Source organism: Dietzia sp. IN118 (assembly GCF_032905965.1).
Classification (GTDB): Bacteria; Actinomycetota; Actinomycetes; order Mycobacteriales; family Mycobacteriaceae; genus Dietzia; species Dietzia kunjamensis.
Genome location: NZ_JAUMSR010000001.1, coordinates 2,924,736 through 2,942,986, shown reverse-complemented (window position 1 = coordinate 2,942,986; position 18,251 = coordinate 2,924,736). Strand labels below are relative to the sequence as shown.

General features: G+C 71.8%; 15 protein-coding genes and 1 pseudogene. 7 read left to right on the top strand and 9 right to left on the bottom strand.

Translation table 11 applies throughout. The annotated features are described in order from the left end of the window. Positions 1-315 precede the first annotated feature (315 nt). From Q2K20_RS14070 to recR, 3 genes and pseudogenes are all read left to right on the top strand, one after another. Entirely contained in the window at positions 316-3,090 is a 2,775-nt protein-coding gene (locus tag Q2K20_RS14070; protein WP_301162883.1) for a DNA polymerase III subunit gamma and tau, read from the top strand. A 148-nt stretch (positions 3,091-3,238) separates the two neighbouring features. Next, positions 3,239-3,574 (top strand): YbaB/EbfC family nucleoid-associated protein, encoded by a 336-nt coding sequence (locus Q2K20_RS14065; protein ID WP_067714618.1) that lies wholly within the window; start codon positions 3,239-3,241, stop codon positions 3,572-3,574. Positions 3,575-3,686: 112 nt separating this feature from the next. Next, positions 3,687-4,292 (top strand): annotated as a pseudogene (gene recR / locus Q2K20_RS14060) (recombination mediator RecR); the annotation flags it as partial. A 189-nt stretch (positions 4,293-4,481) separates the two neighbouring features. Here the strand turns inward: recR and Q2K20_RS14055 are convergent. The 4 genes from Q2K20_RS14055 to Q2K20_RS14040 all read right to left on the bottom strand — a co-directional run bounded on the left by Q2K20_RS14055 (position 4,482) and on the right by Q2K20_RS14040 (position 8,025). Then, positions 4,482-5,411 (bottom strand): amidohydrolase family protein, encoded by a 930-nt coding sequence (locus Q2K20_RS14055; RefSeq protein WP_301162884.1) that lies wholly within the window; start codon positions 5,409-5,411, stop codon positions 4,482-4,484. A gap of 246 nt (positions 5,412-5,657) precedes the next feature. Beyond that, positions 5,658-6,539 carry a type 1 glutamine amidotransferase gene (locus tag Q2K20_RS14050; protein ID WP_301162885.1) on the bottom strand — a complete coding sequence of 294 codons (882 nt, stop codon included), beginning with the start codon at positions 6,537-6,539 and terminating at the stop codon, positions 5,658-5,660. Beyond that, a complete protein-coding gene (locus Q2K20_RS14045) occupies positions 6,536-7,858 on the bottom strand; it encodes a MurT ligase domain-containing protein (protein WP_301162886.1) in 1,323 nt (440 codons plus the stop codon). Before Q2K20_RS14045 ends, Q2K20_RS14050 begins: the two co-directional genes overlap by 4 nt. Positions 7,859-7,902: 44 nt before the next feature. Beyond that, positions 7,903-8,025: a hypothetical protein gene (locus Q2K20_RS14040; RefSeq protein WP_256385628.1), complete on the bottom strand. Its 123-nt coding sequence runs from the start codon at positions 8,023-8,025 to the stop codon at positions 7,903-7,905. Here Q2K20_RS14040 and Q2K20_RS14035 point away from each other — a divergent pair. From Q2K20_RS14035 to Q2K20_RS14025, 3 genes are all read left to right on the top strand, one after another. Then, a complete protein-coding gene (locus tag Q2K20_RS14035) occupies positions 8,024-8,965 on the top strand; it encodes an exonuclease domain-containing protein (RefSeq protein WP_069389446.1) in 942 nt (313 codons plus the stop codon). The genes Q2K20_RS14040 and Q2K20_RS14035 overlap by 2 nt on opposite strands. A gap of 144 nt (positions 8,966-9,109) precedes the next feature. Next, positions 9,110-10,471 carry an aspartate aminotransferase family protein gene (locus tag Q2K20_RS14030; RefSeq protein WP_067714604.1) on the top strand — a complete coding sequence of 454 codons (1,362 nt, stop codon included), beginning with the start codon at positions 9,110-9,112 and terminating at the stop codon, positions 10,469-10,471. Between the two features lie 7 nt (positions 10,472-10,478). Next, the gene (locus Q2K20_RS14025) at positions 10,479-10,910 is read left to right on the top strand and encodes a phage holin family protein (RefSeq protein WP_069389444.1); all 432 of its coding nucleotides are present in this window, start codon (positions 10,479-10,481) and stop codon (positions 10,908-10,910) included. A 140-nt stretch (positions 10,911-11,050) separates the two neighbouring features. On the opposite strand, the gene Q2K20_RS14020 is transcribed toward Q2K20_RS14025, so the two are convergent. The 5 genes from Q2K20_RS14020 to Q2K20_RS14000 form a co-directional block, all read right to left on the bottom strand. Further along, positions 11,051-11,602, bottom strand: a complete 552-nt coding sequence (locus Q2K20_RS14020) for a peptidoglycan recognition family protein (protein WP_410494225.1) — start codon at positions 11,600-11,602, stop codon at positions 11,051-11,053. Positions 11,603-12,532: 930 nt separating this feature from the next. Beyond that, entirely contained in the window at positions 12,533-14,392 is a 1,860-nt protein-coding gene (gene leuA / locus Q2K20_RS14015) for a 2-isopropylmalate synthase (RefSeq protein ID WP_119193249.1), read from the bottom strand. Positions 14,393-14,549: 157 nt separating this feature from the next. Beyond that, complete coding sequence (locus Q2K20_RS14010; protein ID WP_119193250.1) at positions 14,550-14,981, bottom strand: GNAT family N-acetyltransferase; 432 nt, start codon at positions 14,979-14,981, stop codon at positions 14,550-14,552. 52 nt (positions 14,982-15,033) lie between these two features. After that, entirely contained in the window at positions 15,034-15,846 is an 813-nt protein-coding gene (locus Q2K20_RS14005) for a S1 family peptidase (RefSeq protein ID WP_119193251.1), read from the bottom strand. Between the two features lie 103 nt (positions 15,847-15,949). Further along, positions 15,950-16,843 carry a DMT family transporter gene (locus Q2K20_RS14000; protein WP_269528880.1) on the bottom strand — a complete coding sequence of 298 codons (894 nt, stop codon included), beginning with the start codon at positions 16,841-16,843 and terminating at the stop codon, positions 15,950-15,952. 71 nt (positions 16,844-16,914) lie between these two features. Between Q2K20_RS14000 and Q2K20_RS13995 the strand changes: the two genes are divergently transcribed. After that, entirely contained in the window at positions 16,915-18,177 is a 1,263-nt protein-coding gene (locus Q2K20_RS13995) for an aspartate kinase (protein ID WP_067714585.1), read from the top strand. Positions 18,178-18,251 lie beyond the last annotated feature (74 nt).

Sequence of the window (18,251 nt, the reverse complement as noted above, 5' to 3'; positions counted from 1 at the left end):
GCCGGGCCTGTTGAGCAAGTGTCAATGCAAGTGCGGTCTTGTCCGGGCCGGGGCCGTCTGGTTGTATCGGAGTCGTCCGAGCTAGAGGGATGCGGACACCGGAGACAGCTGAGGGGCTGTGAGGGGCCGGTGTCCGATATCGGTTCGGGAACCGTGCTGCGGGGGTCTGAGGGGGCCCGATCCGCGCGCGAGGGACGTCGGGAGGGGCTGCGTATGACGCGGCCCCTCCGGTCATTTCGATCCATCCCGGATCACGCGTGATCGTCGTCGGAAGCGGAAGTCCTCGTCGTCGTACCCCCTGGGTACCCTCTAGGCGTGGCTCTCTATCGGAAGTACCGCCCCGCCTCCTTCGCCGAGGTCGTGGGCCAGGAGCACGTCACCGAACCGCTCTCGGTGGCGTTGTCCTCCGGTCGTATCAACCACGCCTACCTCTTCTCCGGCCCGCGCGGCTGCGGCAAGACCTCGTCCGCCCGCATCCTCGCGCGCTCGCTCAACTGCGTGCAGGGGCCCACCGCCGACCCGTGCGGCGAATGCGACTCGTGCGTGGCGCTCGCGCCCGGCGGCCACGGGACCCTCGACGTCACCGAGCTCGACGCGGCCAGCCACGGCGGTGTCGATGACACGCGTGATCTGCGCGAGCGGGCGTTCTTCGCGCCGGCGTCCTCGCGGTACCGGGTGCTCATCATCGACGAGGCCCACATGGTCACCAACGCGGGCTTCAACGCGCTGCTGAAGATCGTGGAGGAGCCGCCGGAGCACCTCATCTTCATCTTCGCCACCACCGAGCCGGAGAAGGTGTTGCCCACCATCCGCTCGCGCACGCACCACTACCCCTTCCGGCTGCTCACGCCCACGTCGATGCGCGGGCTGCTCGAGCGGATCTGCGAGCAGGAGGGTGTGCAGGTCGAGCCGACCGTGTTCCCGCTGGTCATCCGGTCCGGTGGGGGATCGCCGCGTGACACGCTCAGTGTGCTGGACCAGCTCATGGCCGGCGCCGGTGACGAGGGCATCACCTACCCGCGCGCGGTGAGCCTGCTGGGGGCGACCGAGGTCGCGCTCATCGACGACACGGTGGATTCGCTGGCCGCCGGCGACGGGGCCACGCTGTTCCGGACCGTCGACAAGGTGGTCGAGGCCGGGCACGACCCGCGTCGGTTCGCCGCCGATCTGCTGCAGCGGCTGCGCGACCTCATCATGGTGCAGTCCGTGCCGCAGGCGATCGAGCGAGGGCTCGTCGACGCGCCGGTCGAGCAGGCCGAGACCATGCGGCGTCAGGCCGAGAACATCGGGCCCGCCACGCTCGCTCGCTGCGCCGACATGGTGCACGAGGGGATGGGGTCGATGCGCGGGGCCACCTCGCCGCGGCTGTTGCTGGAGATCCTCTGCGCCAAGCTGCTCCTGCCCTCGGCGGACGACTCCATGATCGCGCTGCTGCAGCGTGTCGAGTCGCTCGAGTCGGGCGCCGTGCGGCCGGCCGCCGCGGCGGGTGCCGTCGGTGGCGGTGGATCCGCACCGGGAGGGTCGCCTCGGGGAGACGACGACGAGCCCCGCCCCGGCACCGCCGGCGGGCCGGGGCCGCAGGCTGCCGGCCAGGCCGAGGGGCGGCCCAAGTTCGTGCGCCGGTCGCAGCAGCAGGCCGCGCCCGCCGCAGAGCAGCCGGCGCCGCAGACCCCCGCGCCGGCGGGCCAGGGTGCGCCCCCGGCTGCGGCTCCGGCTGCAGCTGCGCCTTCAACTCCGCCTCCGACTCCGACGCCGGCTTCGACTCCGACTCCGCCTCAGGCGTCCGCGCCAGAGCCGCCGCACGCCGCCGCCGAACCCGCGCCGAGCCGACCCGCCGCGCCGACTGCGCCCGCAGCGCCGACTGGGACCGAAGCGCCGAACGAGCCCGCCGTGGCAGACGACCCCGCCGCCCCGGCCGTGCCCGCCGGGTCCGTCGCGGAGCAGATCGCGGCGAACCAGATTCCCGAGTCGGAGTCCTCGCAGCACGCTCAGTCGCGGCAGTCGGCACAGCCCCCGCAGTCGGCCCAGCCGCCGACCTCCGAGCAGCAACCCGTAGGTGACGTACTGCCCGGGCCGGCATCCGAGCCCGCCGCAGGTCCCGACGCGCCGACCGCCGCGCCGTCCGCTCCCGCCGCACCCGCCGCTCATCCCGGCACGGCGACCACAGCGCCAGCCGCCGAAGCGGGCGCTCCGGAGCCTGCGCAGGAAGCCTCGGCCGGCGCAGACGCGACTCCTGCCGTCGCATCGGCCCCGCCCCCGCCCGCGCCCGCGCCCGCGCCCGCGCAGACCGACGACCCGTGGCGCGAACAGCCCGCGGCGGCGACCGAGCAGTCCGCGACCGAGCAGTCCGCACCCGTGCCGCCAGCATCGGTTCCGGAGCAGGCGTCGTCCGGGCCGGACCCGGAGCCGCAGCCCGAGGCGGCGTCCGCGCTCGCGGCTGGCGCACCCGGGATCGAGGCCGAGGACATCCGCCGGGCCTGGCCCGCCATCCGCGACGCCGTCCGCACCCGCACCCGCACCGTGGAGGTCATGCTCGCCGGCGCGACGGTCGCCGGGGTGGACGGCCGGGTGATCCACCTGGTGCACGACTACGCGCCGCTGGCCAAGCGCCTCTCGCAGCCGCACAACGCCACCGCCATCACCGACTCGATCACCGAGGTCGTGGGCGGCGACTGGACCATCCGCTGCACGTCGGGCTCCGCGTCCGCGGCAGCCGGGGACACCGCGGCTCCCGCCGACGCGTCGCCTCCAGCACCCGGACGGGGATCCGCCGCGGGCCCTACTGACGCCCCCGGCGCGCCCCAGCAGGGCGAGCCGCGGGGCTGGGAGCGTCGCCTGCGCGGGGCGGACGCGGGGCAGGGCCAGGGCGGCGGTCGCTCGGGCGGCGGGTACGACGACATCCCGCCCCCGCCCGAGGAGCCGGAGCCGGAACCGGGCGAGCCCAACAGCCCGCCCCCGCAGCCGGTCAGCGAGGAGGAGATGGTGGACGAGGCCCGCAGCGGCCCCCAGAACCTCGACCACCGGACCGGCGAGGACATCGCGTTGGCCCTGCTCAAGGAGCACCTCGGGGCCCGCCCGCTCGAGCGCTGACCCACCCGCCCCGCCGCGCGCCGGGGCACGGTGTCCTACCGGACGGTTACGCTGGGAACCGACCGACCGGGGCCGCCCCGGCAGGGTCAGGCCTGAACACCAGCCATGAACTCAGCACTGCCCCGCACACCGCCGAAAGGACCCCGCCATGCAGCCCGGACCCGACATGAACGCCCTGCTCCAGCAGGCACAGCAGATGCAGGCCCAGCTCGCCGAGGCGCAGCAGGAGATCGCCGCGAGCACCGTCGACGGTCAGGCAGGCGGCGGACTCGTCACCGTCTCCATGCGCGGCACCGGTGAGGTCACCGGCGTCACGATCGACCCGAAGGTCGTCGACCCCGAGGACATCGAGACGCTGCAGGACCTCCTCGTCGGCGCGTTCGGCGATGCCCACACCAAGGTGCAGGAGCTCGCCGAGTCCCGCCTCGGCCCGCTGGCCTCCGGTGGCGGCCTCGGCGACATGATGGGCGGACTGGGAATGTGAGCCTGCGGAGCCCGGCACGTTCCGGGCCCCGCCACCGGGTTCCGACTCGTAATCGGACCCGCCACCCGGCGACGCAGCCGTCGTCGGGACAGCAAGAGCACAGGAAAGCGCGATGTACGAGGGACCGGTCCAGAACCTGATCGACGAGTTCGGCAAGCTGCCGGGCATCGGTCCGAAGTCTGCGCAACGCCTGGCCTTCCACCTGCTGCAGGCCGAGCCCGACTCCGTCGAACGCCTCCGCTCCGCGCTGCAGGCCGTGGTCGAGGGCGTCACCTACTGCGAGGACTGCGGGACCGTCGCGGCGGCCGAGCGCTGCCGTATCTGCTCGGACCCGCGCCGCGACCCCACGCTCATCTGCGTGGTCGAGGAGCCCAAGGACATCGAGGCCATCGAGCGCACCCGGGAGTTCCGCGGGCTCTACCACGTGCTCGGCGGGGCGCTCGACCCCATCAACGGCATCGGACCCAACGAGCTGCGCATCGCCGGCCTGATGCGGCGGGTCGGCGGGGAGGCCGAGGGCGAGGAGATCGCCGAGATCATCATCGCGACCGATCCCAACACCACGGGCGAGGCCACCAGCACTTACCTGGCCCGTCTGCTGCGGCCATTCCCCGATCTCGTGGTGAGCCGCCTGGCGTCCGGCCTGCCGATGGGCGCCGACCTGGAGTTCGCCGACGAGCTCACCCTCGGCAGCGCACTGTCGGGGCGCCGCATCCTCTCGGGCGGGCCCGCCCAGGCCCCCCGGTCGGGCGGCGTGCTGCGCCCCGAGCAGATCGACCCCGCGCAGCCCGCCGTACCCGCGCCGAACTCGGCGCCCGCCCAGGACACCCCGCCTGCCCCGGACGCGTGGGCCCCGGCCCCGGCCGACCCCGCACCGAGCCCGGAGATCGGCTACCCGGGCGCGGAGTCAGAGCCCGAACAGCCTCGCGGCGTTTCCGTGCCACACCGCCCGTAGCCAGTCGTCGCCCATCCCGAGCCCGGCGAGGGCCTCGAGCTGGTGCGCGTACGGGTACGGGATGTTCGGGAAATCGGTCCCCAGCAGAACCTTGTGGCCCAGATCGGCCAGGCGACCGCGCTCGGCCTCCGGAAACGGCATGGTCTCCTCGACGAAGTCCGTGAACGCCATCGTGGTGTCGAGGTAGACGTTCTCGAACCGCTCGGCCAGATCGAGGAACTCCGGATACTCGCCCATGCCCATGTGGGCGACGATCAGCGGCAGCTCGGGGAACCGCTCGAGCACCGCAGCCACCGGCTCGGGTCCGGTGAACTCGCCCGCCACGGGCCCGGACCCGCAGTGGATGACCGTCGGCACCTGCGCCTCGGACAGCACACCCCACACCGGCTCCAACAGCGGGTCACGGGGGTCGTACTCGCCCACCTGGATGTGCGACTTGAACACCCGTGCCCCGGCGTCGACGGCATCCCGGACGTAGTCGGCCGCCGCCGGCTCGGGATAGAAGGTCGCCGTGTGCAGACAATCCGGGTGCCGGGAGGCGAACTCCGCGGCCCACGCGTTGAGCCAGGCCCCCATCTCGGGCTTGTGCGGGTACAGCATGGACGAGAACGCCAGCACCCCGTACGAGCGCAGCCGCTCGACCCGCTCGTCCTCGGCCTCCCGGTACGTGATGGGCCAGGGACGCCCGATCTTGGGGCCGGCGGCGTCGAAGTAGTTCCACACCTTGTCCATGACCCGCGTCGGCATGAAATGGGTGTGCACGTCGATGACCCCCGGCAGCCCCAGCGGCTCCCACAACGCGCGGACCTGCGCTGCCTCGACGGCGGGATCGGGCGGGGACACGGTCCCGGTGAGGGTGGCGGCGCCGTGGTGTTCACACATGTCACCGAGGGTATGTCAGAGGCGCCGACCCGCAGGGCGATCGGGCGTCCACGGCCATCGCCACCCCCGGACGCAGACGACCTCCCGGTCACGACACGAATCCGCCCCTCGGTATGCGATCCGCCCGCGGGCGCCGCAGCGCGTATCAAAATTCGGAGGGCGGATCGAGGCGGCTCGGGGCAGATCGGAGGGCGGATCGCGACCCGGGGAGCAGATCGCGATCCGGCGAGCGGACCGGCGGACGGCTCAGCGGCGAGCGGCCGCGATCCGTTCGCGGCGCAGCTGCGCCACCGCGGGGACCTCGACCGGCGGCAGCGAGTCCACACCCAGCGCGCGGCACAGCAGCAGGTCGGCCAGCTCGGGATTGCGGGCCAGCGCCGGCCCGTGCATGTAGGTGGCGATGATCGACCCCTGCACCACGCCCTCGACCAGCCCGCCGGCCGGGACCTGCTGCCCGGCCGGGACGCCGTTGCCGACCCCGGAGGTCACGCGGCCCAGGGGGGCGGCGTCCGGGCCCAGGACGGTGGCGCCCATGTGGTTCTCGAAGCCCGTCAGCGGCTGCGTCAGGCCCGCGACCTGCGGCGCGACCACCAACTCGCCGATCGAGCGGGAGGCCTGCGGCGTCGTGGTGACGTCCAGCAGGCCGAGGCCGGGCGCACGGGATCCGTCAGAGACCACGAACCACTCGCCGAACACCTGCATCCCGGCACAGATCGCCAGGACCGGCGCGTCGCGCTCCACCGCTCGCTGCAACCCCGGCGACGCGGTCAGGTGCCGGGACGCGAGCTTCTGCGCCGCGTCCTCGCCACCGCCCACGGTGTAGAGGTCGCACGAGTCCGGGACCTCGTCCTCCAGGGTGATCCGCACGATCTCGGCGTCGTATCCGCGCCACCTCAGGCGCTGGCGCAGGACCAACGAGTTGCCGTCGTCGCCGTACGTCCCCATGACGTCCGGCAGGACCAGGCCGATCCGCACGGTCGACTCGGAGGGCCGGGCCGAATCCGCGGCGACGGTGTCCAGCGGTGAGGCCGAGGCGCCGGCGTCGCGGCCCCCGGCGTTGCGCGGGTCGGGATTCGTCCCGGAACCGCCCGCGCCGGGGATCTCCGCGCCAGTGTTCTGCTCGCTCATCGCTGCTGCTCCTTCCGGTCGGCCCCGGCCCCGGTGCGGGGCCCGACAGCGGCGATCGCCCGCCCCAGATCGCGGAACGCGGTGTAGTTGGCCAGCACCTCCACGCGCCCGGGTGGGCAGCGGCGGATCGCGGTCAGCGGGTCCGGCTCCAGCTGGTGCTCGACCCCGGCGTAACTCAGCCGCACCGACAGGTCGGCGGCGCGCTCGCCCGAGGCGTACACGGTCACGCCCTCGAAGCTCTCGAAGCGCACGTCCCACAACCACGACAGGTCCACGCCGTCGGCGACCTGCCCGTTGACCGCGATCACCAGGCCGTCGGCGGAGGGGTCGATCATGCCGAGCGCCTCCTGCCAGCCGGCCGGGTTCTTGGCCAGCAGCAGGTGGGCGGCCCGCCCGTCCACGTCGACGGTCGAGTAGCGCCCGGCCACGTCGTCGACCTGCTCCACCGCCCGGACGGCGGCGGCGGGGTCGACGCCCATCGCCACGGCGGCGGCGACGGCCTGCGCGGCGTTGCCCCGGTTGGCCCGCCCCGGGATGGCCAGACTCATGGGGGCGCTGAACCCGTCGGGCCCGTGGATGGCCTCGTCGTCGACCCACCAGTCCGGTTCGGGCCGCTCGAACGTCCGGCCGTCGGGCAGCGTGCCCTCGGACCGCCACCGCACGGCCCCGGTGGAGTCCACTGTCCGCGAGATGGGTTCGCCGGTGCGCGGGCAGCTCACCGAGTCGCCCGCCCACGCGGACCCTGCGGCCACCCAGACCACGGACGGGTTGTCGTACGCCACGGAGGTGATCATCACGTCGTCGCAGTTCGCCACCACCGTCGCCTGCGGCTGCGCGGCCACCCCGGCGCGCAGCCGGCGCTCGATGGCGTTGATCTCCCCGACCCTGTCCAGCTGATCGCGGCTGAGGTTGAGCAGGACGATCGCCTCGGGCGCCGTGTTCTCCGCGACCGCGGGCGTGTGGAGCTCGTCGACCTCGATGGCGGCCAACCCGGCCACCCGGTCGGCCCCGAGAGCGGACACGATCCCGGCGTCCATGTTGTCGCCGTTCGCGTTCGAGGCGACCCGGCCCACGGTCGACAGGGCGGAGGCGACCATCCTCGTCGTCGTCGACTTGCCGTTGGTCCCCGTGACCAGCACGGTCCGCCGGCCCGCCGCGAGCTGGCGCATGAGGCCCGGATCGAGCTTCAGCGCCACCAGGCCGCCGATCATCCCGCCCGACCCGCGCCCCGACACCCGGGACGCCCAGGTCGCCAGCCGGGAGACGGCCACGGCCACCCGGCCGCGGGGGGTGAGTGCGGTGATCGCGCGGGAACTCATGCCGCAGAGTCTAGGCAGCGCGGCGCCCGGGCAGCACGGCCGCCTCAGAACCGCACCGCACCGCCCAGCGCGTAGCGGCCGCTCGCGGTGTTCACCACGGTGTGAACGCCGTGACCTGCGACGGTGACGGCCGGGATGTCGGAGGGGTCTGGGACGATGGTGGGCATGGCAGGTTGGGTGGTGGTGGACGTCGAGACGTCGGGGATGACGCCGGCGGTCGACCGTGTGTTGTCGGTGGCCGCGGTGGTGATCGACGACGACGGCGAGGTGGTCGAGGAGTTCACGACCCTGCTCAATCCGGGCGTCGACCCGGGGCCGGTCCACGTGCACGGCCTCACCCCGGCACTCCTCGCGGGCAAACCACGCTTCCCGGACGTGGCCGCCGAGTTGGACCGGGTGCTCGACGGGAGGACGGTCGTCGCCCACAACGCCGCCTTCGACGCGTCGTTCCTCGCGGCCGAGGCCCGCCGGGCAGGTCTCCCGGCGCCGCTCGAGCGGTTCCTGTGCACCCTGGACTTCGCCGGTCGGCTGCACCTGTCCACCGCCGACCTCAAACTGTCGACGCTCGCCGCGCACTTCGGGGTGGAACAGCGGGCCGCGCACGACGCCCACGATGACGCCCTCGTGTTGGCCGGGGTGTTCGCCGGACTGCTCGAGGTGGCCAGGGGCAAGGACGTGCAGCCGAAGGTACGCGAACTCGACGCGATGGTGGCGCATCCCGAGACCGGGTACCTCGTGTCCACGGTGTGGGCGGAGGCCCTCGCCGCCCCCAGGCTGTGGCGGCCGGCCGGGCGGCTCAAGCGCGGCGGCGGGCTGGTGCAGGGCATGGAGGTGGTCTTCACCCAGGACGTGGACCGCGATCCGGAGGAGATCGCCGGCCTCGTCGTCGACTCCGGTCTCTACGTCGCCGACCGCATCTCGTCCCGCACGTCCCTCGCAGTGTGCGACGCACCCGGCGCCGTGCGCGGTCGGACCGCGTTCGCCCGCAAGAAGGGGCTCGAGTTGGTGCCGTACGCGCGGTTCGAGGAGATGCTCGCCGCCGTCGCCCCCGGGCGGCCCGTCGCCGGGGCCCAGGCCGTGGACAGCGCGCAGGGGGCGCTCTTCTGACCCCCGCGTTCCGCGCTGCTCGGCGCCCGCGTTCCGTGCCTCCAGACCCCCTCGTTCCGCATCGTGGGGCGCTGGTCCGAGGCGGCGCGGCGGAACTGACATGATGGGCGACGGCCACCGTCGTCGACCACAGGAGTACCGCAAGTGCCCGCACCCCAGAACGCCGCCGCCCGTGAGGTCTACGAGAAGGAACGCGCCCACGTCCTGACCCCGTGGTCGGCCTGGGGCTCGAGCGACCCGATGGTCGTCACCGCGGCCGAGGGCTGCCACCTCACCGACGGGGACGGCAACCGGCTGCTCGACTTCACCTCGCAGCTGGTCAACACCAACATCGGCCACCAGCACCCGGTGGTCGTCAAGGCCATCCAGGACCAGGCCGCCGAGCTGTGCACCATCAATCCGGCACACGCCAACGCCGCCCGCGCCGAGGCGGCTCGCCTGGTCGCCGAGGTCGCGCCCGCCGGGATGAACCGCGTGTTCTTCACCAACGCCGGCACCGAGGCCGTCGAGCACGCCGTCCGCATGGCCCGCCGCCACACCGGCCGCCACAAGACCCTGTCGGCGTTCCGCAGCTACCACGGCGCCACCACCACCTCGATGAACCTCACCGGTGACACCCGCCGCTGGGCCAACGACATGGGCAACACCGGCGCCGTGCACTTCCACGCCCCGTTCCTTTACCGCTCGCAGTTCTACGCCGAGAACGACAAGCAGGAATGCGACCGGGCGCTCGAGCACCTCGACTCGCTCATCGGCCTCGAGGGCCCCGACCACTTCGCCGCCCTCATCATCGAGTCGGTGCCCGGCACGGTCGGCATCATGGTGCCGCCGGCCGACTACCTGCGCGGTGTGCGCGAGATCTGCGACAAGTACGGGATCGTCATGATCTGCGACGAGGTCATGTCCGGCTTCGGCCGCACCGGCGAGTGGCTCGCCCTGGACCACTTCCGCTCCGGCGACGACGACTGGGCGCCCGATCTCATCACCTTCGCCAAGGGCTCCAACTCGGGCTACGTCCCGCTCGGCGGCGTCATCCTGCACGACCGCATCGCCGCCTCCTTCGAGACCACGCCCTACACCGGTGGCCTGACCTACGCCGGGCACCCGCTGGCCTGCGCCTCCGTGGTCGCGACGATCAACCTCATGCGCGACGAGAAGATCGTCGAGAACGCGAAGATGATCGGCGAGGACGTCATCGGCCCGCGCCTGCGCGAGCTCGCCGAAAAGCACCCGTCGATCGGCGAGGTCCGCGGCCTCGGCGTGTTCTGGGCCGTGGAGATGGTGGCCGACCGCGAGACACGCGAGCCCCTCGCGCCCTACGGTGGATCATCGGAGGCGATGGCCCGCACGTTCGGTAAGGCAAAGTCCGACGGCCTGCTGCTGTTCATGAACTACAACCGATTCCACGTGGTGCCGCCGTGCATCATCACCCCGGACGAGGCCAACGAGGGCCTCGACATCTTCGACCGCGCACTCGACGTGGCCGACGAGTACGTGAGGAGCTGACCATTCGATGGCGCTGATATTGCGGCTGATCGTCAACGCCGTCGCCCTGTGGGTGGCGACGCTGATCGTGCCGGGCATCACCCTGCACGAGATCTCCGGGGCCGCAGCCTCTGGCGCCGGCGACATCGAGAACGAGGTGAACGTCCCCACCATCACGGCGCTGCTCGTGGTCGCGGTGGTGTTCACGCTGGTCAACGCGGTGATCAAACCGATCGTTCAGCTGCTGTCGCTGCCGCTGACGATCCTCACCCTGGGCCTGTTCCTGCTGGTGGTCAACGCGCTGATGCTCATGCTCACCGGCTGGATCACCACGACGTTCCAGCCCTTCGGGGCCGAGTACGTGGTGAGCGGGTTCTGGGCGGCGTTCTTCGGCGCGATCGTGATCGGCCTGGTCAACTGGGTGCTCGGCATGCTGGTCCCCAGCCGCGCCCGCGACTGAGCGGCGGCGGCCCGGCCCGGCCCGCGCCCGCCGAGCAGAGGAATTCGCGCACCCGCTACTCGGGCGATGCAGTAGAAATCCTCTGCTCGGCGGCGACGGCTACGCCGCGGGGGGGGGCGGGCGGCGCCGCCCGGTTCAGGTCAGGAGCCGAACGCCGCCGAGGAGACGGCGGTCGGGGCCCAGCCCCGGGCTGCCTGGTCGCGGATGAACTGCATCTGCGGGTAGAACGAGTTGCCCGGGCAGGCGGTCCCGCCCCAGTCGCGGTGGCCCGACACGGCCATCATCGGCCGGGTGGCCCCGCCCTGCGGGTTGCGGTAGGTGATGCCAGCGCGCGGGTTGATGCCGGTGGCGTTGCACAGCGCCCGCACGCAGTCGATGGCCGCGCCCACCGCGCGCGAGGTCGGCGGTGCACCGGTGAAGTCACCGAGCAGGCTGATACCGATGTTGCCGTTGTTGAATCCGCCCACGTGGCCACCGGTGACGACCGGCGGTGCGATCCCGGCGACCGGCGGGAACTGGAAGACGGGGTTGCCGACGGGCGTTCCGCCGCGGCCCTGGTAGATCCGGCCCTCGGGGTCGATGAGCAGGTGGTACCCGACGTCGCCCCAGCCCACGGTGTTGGCGTGGTAGTTGTAGATCGCCCGCACGCTGGCCGCACGGTCCGGCCCGACCGGGGAGGCGGTGTGGTGGATCGTGATGGACTGCGCGGGGAAGTAGGAGGGCGCCCAGCGGAAGCCCGCGACATCGCCCGCACCCCACGCCGCGCGCGGGATGACCGGTAGGCCCGCCAGGCCGACGCTGCCGAGGCTGTAGTTGCGGGGGTGCCGCGGCCGTCGTCGAACACGGTCGCCTCGGCGCCCGCGGGCGCGTCGACCTCGTACCCCACGGCACCATCGGGCGCGCCGACGAGTTCGGAGGCGGGCGTGCTGCCGGCGTCCGGGGCGGAGTCCATCCCCTCGAGCGGGAGCCAGTCGCCGACCGAGCCGTCGGGGAATGCGAACCGGATCCGGCCGACGATCTCCTCGGCACTGGGGAACGTCACGCCGACGTAGCCGAGAGTGCCGTTGGGCTGGATCATCCCGCTGCCGGTCGAGACCGATTGCATGAGGTCCTGGGCCACGCCGAGCGAGCCGGTGGTGAAGGGATTGGCCCCGGCGACGGGACCTCGGACGGTGGAGGCGACGGCGACGCCCACGCCGACGGATGCGGCTGTGAGAAATCCACGGCGTGTCACGGACATACGGGCTCCAGACTGAGGTTTGCGAAGGGCCGACCCATACCTATCGGCACGGCCCGCCGCTACATTACGCGTTTGACGTGACCGAATCGAGACCCTCGTTACCGGAGGGATATCTGAGGGTGATGTGACTGATGTGGCGGCGTCCGCCCGGGCGATGAGGCCAAACGCCTTGTGCTGCCCCACGATTCGGGCGCGCCCCGACGCGCGACGAGAAGACCGTTCCGCACGCAGCCTCTCGGGCGATGTGCGCGGAACGGTCTTGTCGATGTCCGGAGGGCGGGCCCACCCCACCCGCGCGGCGGGCACCACCCGCGCGGCGGGCCCACCCAACCCGCCCGGGGGCGGGCCCACCCGGCGCGCCGGCCCAGCCGACGTCAGCCGGTCAGGGGGCCCAGGTGCGGGCGCCCTCGACCGAACCGACGGCCTCGGCGCCCTCGGCCTCATCGGCGTAGGCGCGGTTCACGGCGGAGACCACGGCGCGGAGGGAGGCGGTGGTGATGGAACCGGCCCGCCCGACACCCCAGAAGACCCGGTTACCGAACTGCACCTCGACGTACGCGGCCGCGGTGGCGTCATCCCCGGAGGTCATCGCGTGCTCCGAGTAGTCGAGGATGCGTACCTCGTCGTCGAACATCTCGTTCAGGGCGGCGACGAACGCGGCGAGGGGTCCGTTTCCGGACCCGGCCAGCTCACGGGTCTCGCCCTTCCACTTGATGACGGCCTCGATGGCGTCCTCGCCGTCATCGGTCTCGGCGGGGACGAGGTGCTGCGACATGCGCTCCATGGGCGAGACGCGGTCCAGGTACTCCGTCGAGAAGATGTCCCACATCGCCTTGGGGGTGACCTCGCCGCCCTCGGAGTCGGTGACCGACTGGACCAGGGCGGAGAACTCCATCTGCAGGCGCCGCGGCAGCTGCAGGCCGTAGTCGCTCTTCATGATGTAGGCGACGCCGCCCTTTCCGGACTGCGAGTTCACGCGGATGACGGCCTCGTAGGTGCGGCCCTCGTCCTTGGGGTCGACGGGCAGGTAGGGGACCTCCCACGTGATGTCGGTGATGTCCGCGCCGCGGGTGTCGGCCTCGGCCTGCAGGGCGTCGAAGCCCTTGTTGATGGCGTCCTGGTGCGAGCCGGAGAACGCGGTGAAGACCAGGTCGCCGCCGTAGGGGTGGCGCTCGGGCACGCGCAGCTGGTTGGCGTACTCGACGGTGCGGCGGATCTCGTCCATGTCGGAGAAGTTGATCTGCGGGTCGACGCCGCGGGTGAGCATGTTCATGCCCAGCGTCACCAGGCAGACGTTGCCGGTGCGCTCGCCGTTGCCGAACAGGCAGCCCTCGATGCGGTCGGCGCCGGCCTGGTAGCCCAGCTCGGCGGCGGCGACGCCGGTGCCGCGGTCGTTGTGCGGGTGCAGCGACAGGATGGTCGACTCGCGGTTCGCCAGGTTGCGGTGCATCCACTCGATCTGGTCGGCGTACACGTTGGGCGTGGCCATCTCGACGGTCGCCGGCAGGTTGAGGATGATCGGGTTCTCGGGGGTGGCGCCGACGACCTCGGTGACGGCGTCGCACACCTCCTTGGAGAACGCCAGCTCGGTGCCGGTGAAGGACTCGGGCGAGTACTCCCAGCGCCAGTTGGTGTCGGGGTAGTCGCGCGCGATCGTGGTGACCAGCTCGGCGGCGTCGGTGGCGATCTTCTTGATGGCGTCGCGGTCCTTACGGAAGACCACCTTGCGCTGCAGGATCGACGTCGAGTTGTAGAAGTGCACGATCACGTCGGACGCGCCCTCGCACGCCTCGAACGTGCGACGGATGAGATCCTCGCGGCACTGGACCAGCACCTGGATGGTGACGTCGGAGGGGATCGCGGCGTCCTCGATGATCTCGCGGACGAAGTCGTAGTCCGTCTGCGAGGCGGACGGGAAGCCGACCTCGATCTCCTTGTAGCCCATGCGGACGAGCAGGTCGAACATGCGGCGCTTGCGCGCGGGGCTCATGGGGTCGATCAGGGCCTGGTTGCCGTCGCGCAGGTCCACGGCGCACCACTGGGGGGCGTGGGTGATGATCTTGTCCGGCCAGGTGCGGTCGGGCAGGGAGACGTCCTCGACCTCCTCGGCGAACGGCCGGTACCGGTGCGCGGGCATCGAGGAGCCGCGCTGTTTGTTCCACGACGGCTGGTCGGGGCGGCCGGGCTTGGAAGGGGGCGTCAGGGTCGACGACGACGAGACGAAGGCATCAGCGGGATTCATTGCAGTGGCTCAACTTCCTAGGGGGCGATCGGCAGGGATCGGACCGGCGCGACGAGATCCCGCGACGGGGAGCCGGTCCGCCTCAGCGGGCCCCGCCGCGGCACCCAAGAAGGAGCACGCGCTGCATGCGGGCCATCATACACATCTGCGCGGGACGTCACGGAATCGGAATGACGAACGTCGAGGACTCGGCTGTGGTCCCTTCGGGCGGTGCCGACGGCGGGTCCTGCGTGAGGTCGTCGGGCACCTGCATGGACCCCCACACCTTGCTGCAGCCGGCCTCCTCGGCCACCTCCACCGCCTTCTCGACGAGTCGGTGGGCGATGCCCATGCCGCGCAGGTCCTCGCGGACCCGGATCCCGTAGACGAACAGGTCGGGGCTGGCGCCGAGGTGCCCGGTCTCCACCGCGACGAGCATGCCCACCGGCACCTCGTCCTGCAGCGCCAGCACGAGCAGGTTGGAACCTCGGTCGAGGAAGTCCGTGGTCCATTCCGCGGTGGGCGGGGTGCTGAGCAGGTCACCCGCGGACAGCACGAGGTCAACATCCGCGCGCGCGGCGCGGCGGATGACGAGCTCCGGCGGGGTCATCTGTCCAGTGTGGCAAAAATCGAGGGGGTTCGGCATCGCCGACTGCCCTGGGTCATCGGTTGGCGATCATCCAGTCGATCCAGCCGTTCTGGGCGGGGATCGATTCGTACCGGGCCGGGTTGGTGCCGTCGGGCTGCCGGCGGTCGTGGTCGGAGCCGGAGTGGACGCCCACCAGTCGGTCGCCCCGGAACACGGGCCCGCCGGAGTCGCCGGGCGAGAATCCGCCCTGGAGGGTGTGGGAGTGGCCGACGCGGGAACCGGGTCGCGCCTCGATCCGCTCGAGGCGGGTCAGTCCGGTGCGCAGGACGGGTGAGCGCATCCCGAGGGGTTCGGTCTCGCCGAAACCGTGGAAGCGCAGGACGTCGCCGGGGGCGGGGTCGACGCCGGCGCGCCGCACGGACGGCGACGGCGCGGGGTGGCGGAGCTTGAGGAGCATGAAGTCCCCGGCGGGGGCCTTGTAGGCGGCGGCCGGGGTGTGACGACCGAGGCTGCCCGTGTCGAGGGAGCCGAACGCGCCGACGATTCTCGGGCTGGCCAGTGGGGCGGTCGAACCGAAGCCCCCGGGCACGGTGGCGAGGTTCCCGAATCCGAGGGTGTACGCGTCGGGGTTCGTCGGCCCGCAGTGGGCGGCGGTGGCCACCCAGCGCGGGTGGATGACGACGCCGGTACACGGGGCGCCGAGGACGCCGTCGAAGACGGTGATCTGCACGGCCCACGGGGCGGGGCCGGAGGGGGCGCCGTTCACTACCGCGCCGGCCGTGGGTGCCGCGACCGCGAGCGACGCAGTGACCGTCCCGACGATGGCGGCGACCGTGGCGGCCAACCGGCCGGGACGGACGGGGCCACTGTGACGTGTGAGGCGCATGAAGCTCAGCTTAGGCGATGGTGGGGAGTTCTCGGGCTGCTCGACATGGGTCCTCATGGTGAGGACGTCGCGGCGTGCACCGGGGGCGTTACTCGGAGGCGCGTCACTCCGAGGCGCGGCGGTTCGGCGCGCGGTGGTCGGGGATCGGCGGAGCCGTGTCGACCTCCTTGTGCGCGAGCCGCACCGTCGCGAGCACCATCACGGTGAGGGTGGCGCCCAGGAGCATCAGCGCGGCGCCGTCGACGGAGAACCACTCGCCCAGCACCACCACGCCCAGGCCGAGCGAGACGACCGGGGTGGTGACCGTGGAGGCGGGCACGGCCTGGTGCACCGCGCCGGCGGAGAACGACATCTGCTGCAGCGTCAGCGCGGCGACGGCAGCCACCCCCAGGCCGTACACCTCGCCGGTCGTGGCCACGGTGAGCAGTCCTCCGTCGTGGAACCGCTCGGTGACGCCCTTCGTCAGCAGCGCGACGTAGGCGAACGCGGTGCCGCCGGCCACGCCCAGCAGGAGGGCACGGTTGCCGTTGGAGCGGCGGTTGCGGGAGACACCGAGGAGGGCGACGACGACGAGGAGTCCGCCCGCGCACGCGAGTGCCCACTGCCACCAGGGCGGGTGGGCGTCTCCTCCGGTGGGCCGTCCGTAGATGACGAGCACCATCACGCATCCCGTCAGGACGTACCCCCAGAAGAGTTCGGTCTTGGTGACCCGCCGACCGGTGACCCAGGCGCCGAGGGGGAGGGCGAACGTCAGTGAGAGAACGGTGATCGTCTGGACGAGGATGAGCGATCCGAACGCGAGCGCGAGGCCCTGGAACGCGAATCCGGCGAGGCTGATGACCATGCCGGTCCACCAGTACCGGCTCGCGAGCACGTTGAAGTGACCCTCGTGTCGACCCTTCGCACGCTGGGGGGATCGGTGCCGCATGACGGTTCCGAAGGCCTGGCTGAGGGCGGACGCGAGGGCGAGAATCACTGCCGCCCAGATTTCACTCATCCCTGATGAGTAAACACCTCCCGTAAAGTAGGTCTGCGGTAAGCCGATCAACACCGGAAGGGTGTGACCGCGTGGCACTCGTAGTGCAGAAGTACGGCGGCTCCTCCGTGGAGTCCGCAGAACGAATCCGTCGGGTGGCCGAACGGATCGTGGAGACCAAGAAGGCGGGCAACGACGTCGTGGTCGTGGCCTCGGCGATGGGCGACACGACCGACGAGCTACTCGATCTGGCCGATCAGGTCTGTCCCTCGCCTCCGCAGCGCGAGATGGACATGCTGTTGACCTCGGGGGAGCGCATCTCCAACGCGCTGCTCGCGATGGCCATCAGTTCGTTCGGGATGGAGGCCTATTCCTTCACCGGATCCCAGGCCGGGATCATCACCACGACCAGGCACGGCAACAGCCGCATCATCGACATCACCCCGGGGCGCGTCCGTGAGGCGCTGGACGAGGGCAAGATCGCCCTCGTCGCGGGCTTCCAGGGGGTGTCCCGAGAGACCCGCGACGTCACGACCCTGGGTCGCGGCGGGTCCGACACCACCGCGGTCGCTATGGCCTCGGCCCTGGGTGCGGACGTGTGCGAGATCTACTCGGACGTGGACGGCATCTACACCGCCGACCCGCGGATCGTGCCCGATGCCCGCAAGCTCGACACCATCTCGTACGAGGAGATGCTGGAGATGGCGGCCGTCGGGTCCAAGATCCTCAACCTGCGCAGTGTGGAGTTCGCCCGCCGCTATCACGTGCCGCTGCGCGTCCGCTCTTCGTATTCGACCAACCCGGGCACGCTCGTGGCCGGAAAAGTGGAGGACATCCCCGTGGAAGACGCAGTCCTGACCGGAGTCGCTCACGACGCCTCGGAGGCCAAGATCACGGTCGTCGGCATCCCCGACCAGCCGGGGTACGCGGCCAAGATCTTCCGCGTGGTGGCCGACGCCGAGATCAACATCGACATGGTCCTGCAGAACGTCTCCAAGGCGGAGGGCAAGACCGACATCACCTTCACCTGCCCCCGCGAGGTGGGTGCCAAGGCCGTTGAGGTCCTCTCGCAGGCCAAGGACGATCTGGGTATCGACCAGGTGCTCTACGACGACAACGTCGGCAAGGTCTCCCTCGTCGGCGCGGGCATGAAGTCGCACCCGGGCGTCACCGCGACGTTCTGCGAGTCGCTGTCCGAGGCCGGCATCAACATCGAGCTCATCTCCACCTCCGAGATCCGCATCTCGGCGCTGGTCCGCGAGGACGAGTTGCCCGACAGTGTCCGCGCGCTGCACAAGGCGTTCGAGCTGGGCGGCGACGAGGAGGCGCAGGTCTACGCCGGCACCGGCCGCTGACCTGACCCCTCCGCCGGCCCGCCCCAAGCCAGGCCGGCCCGGCGCCCGGCGCCCCCCGGCGCCCCGCGCACCCG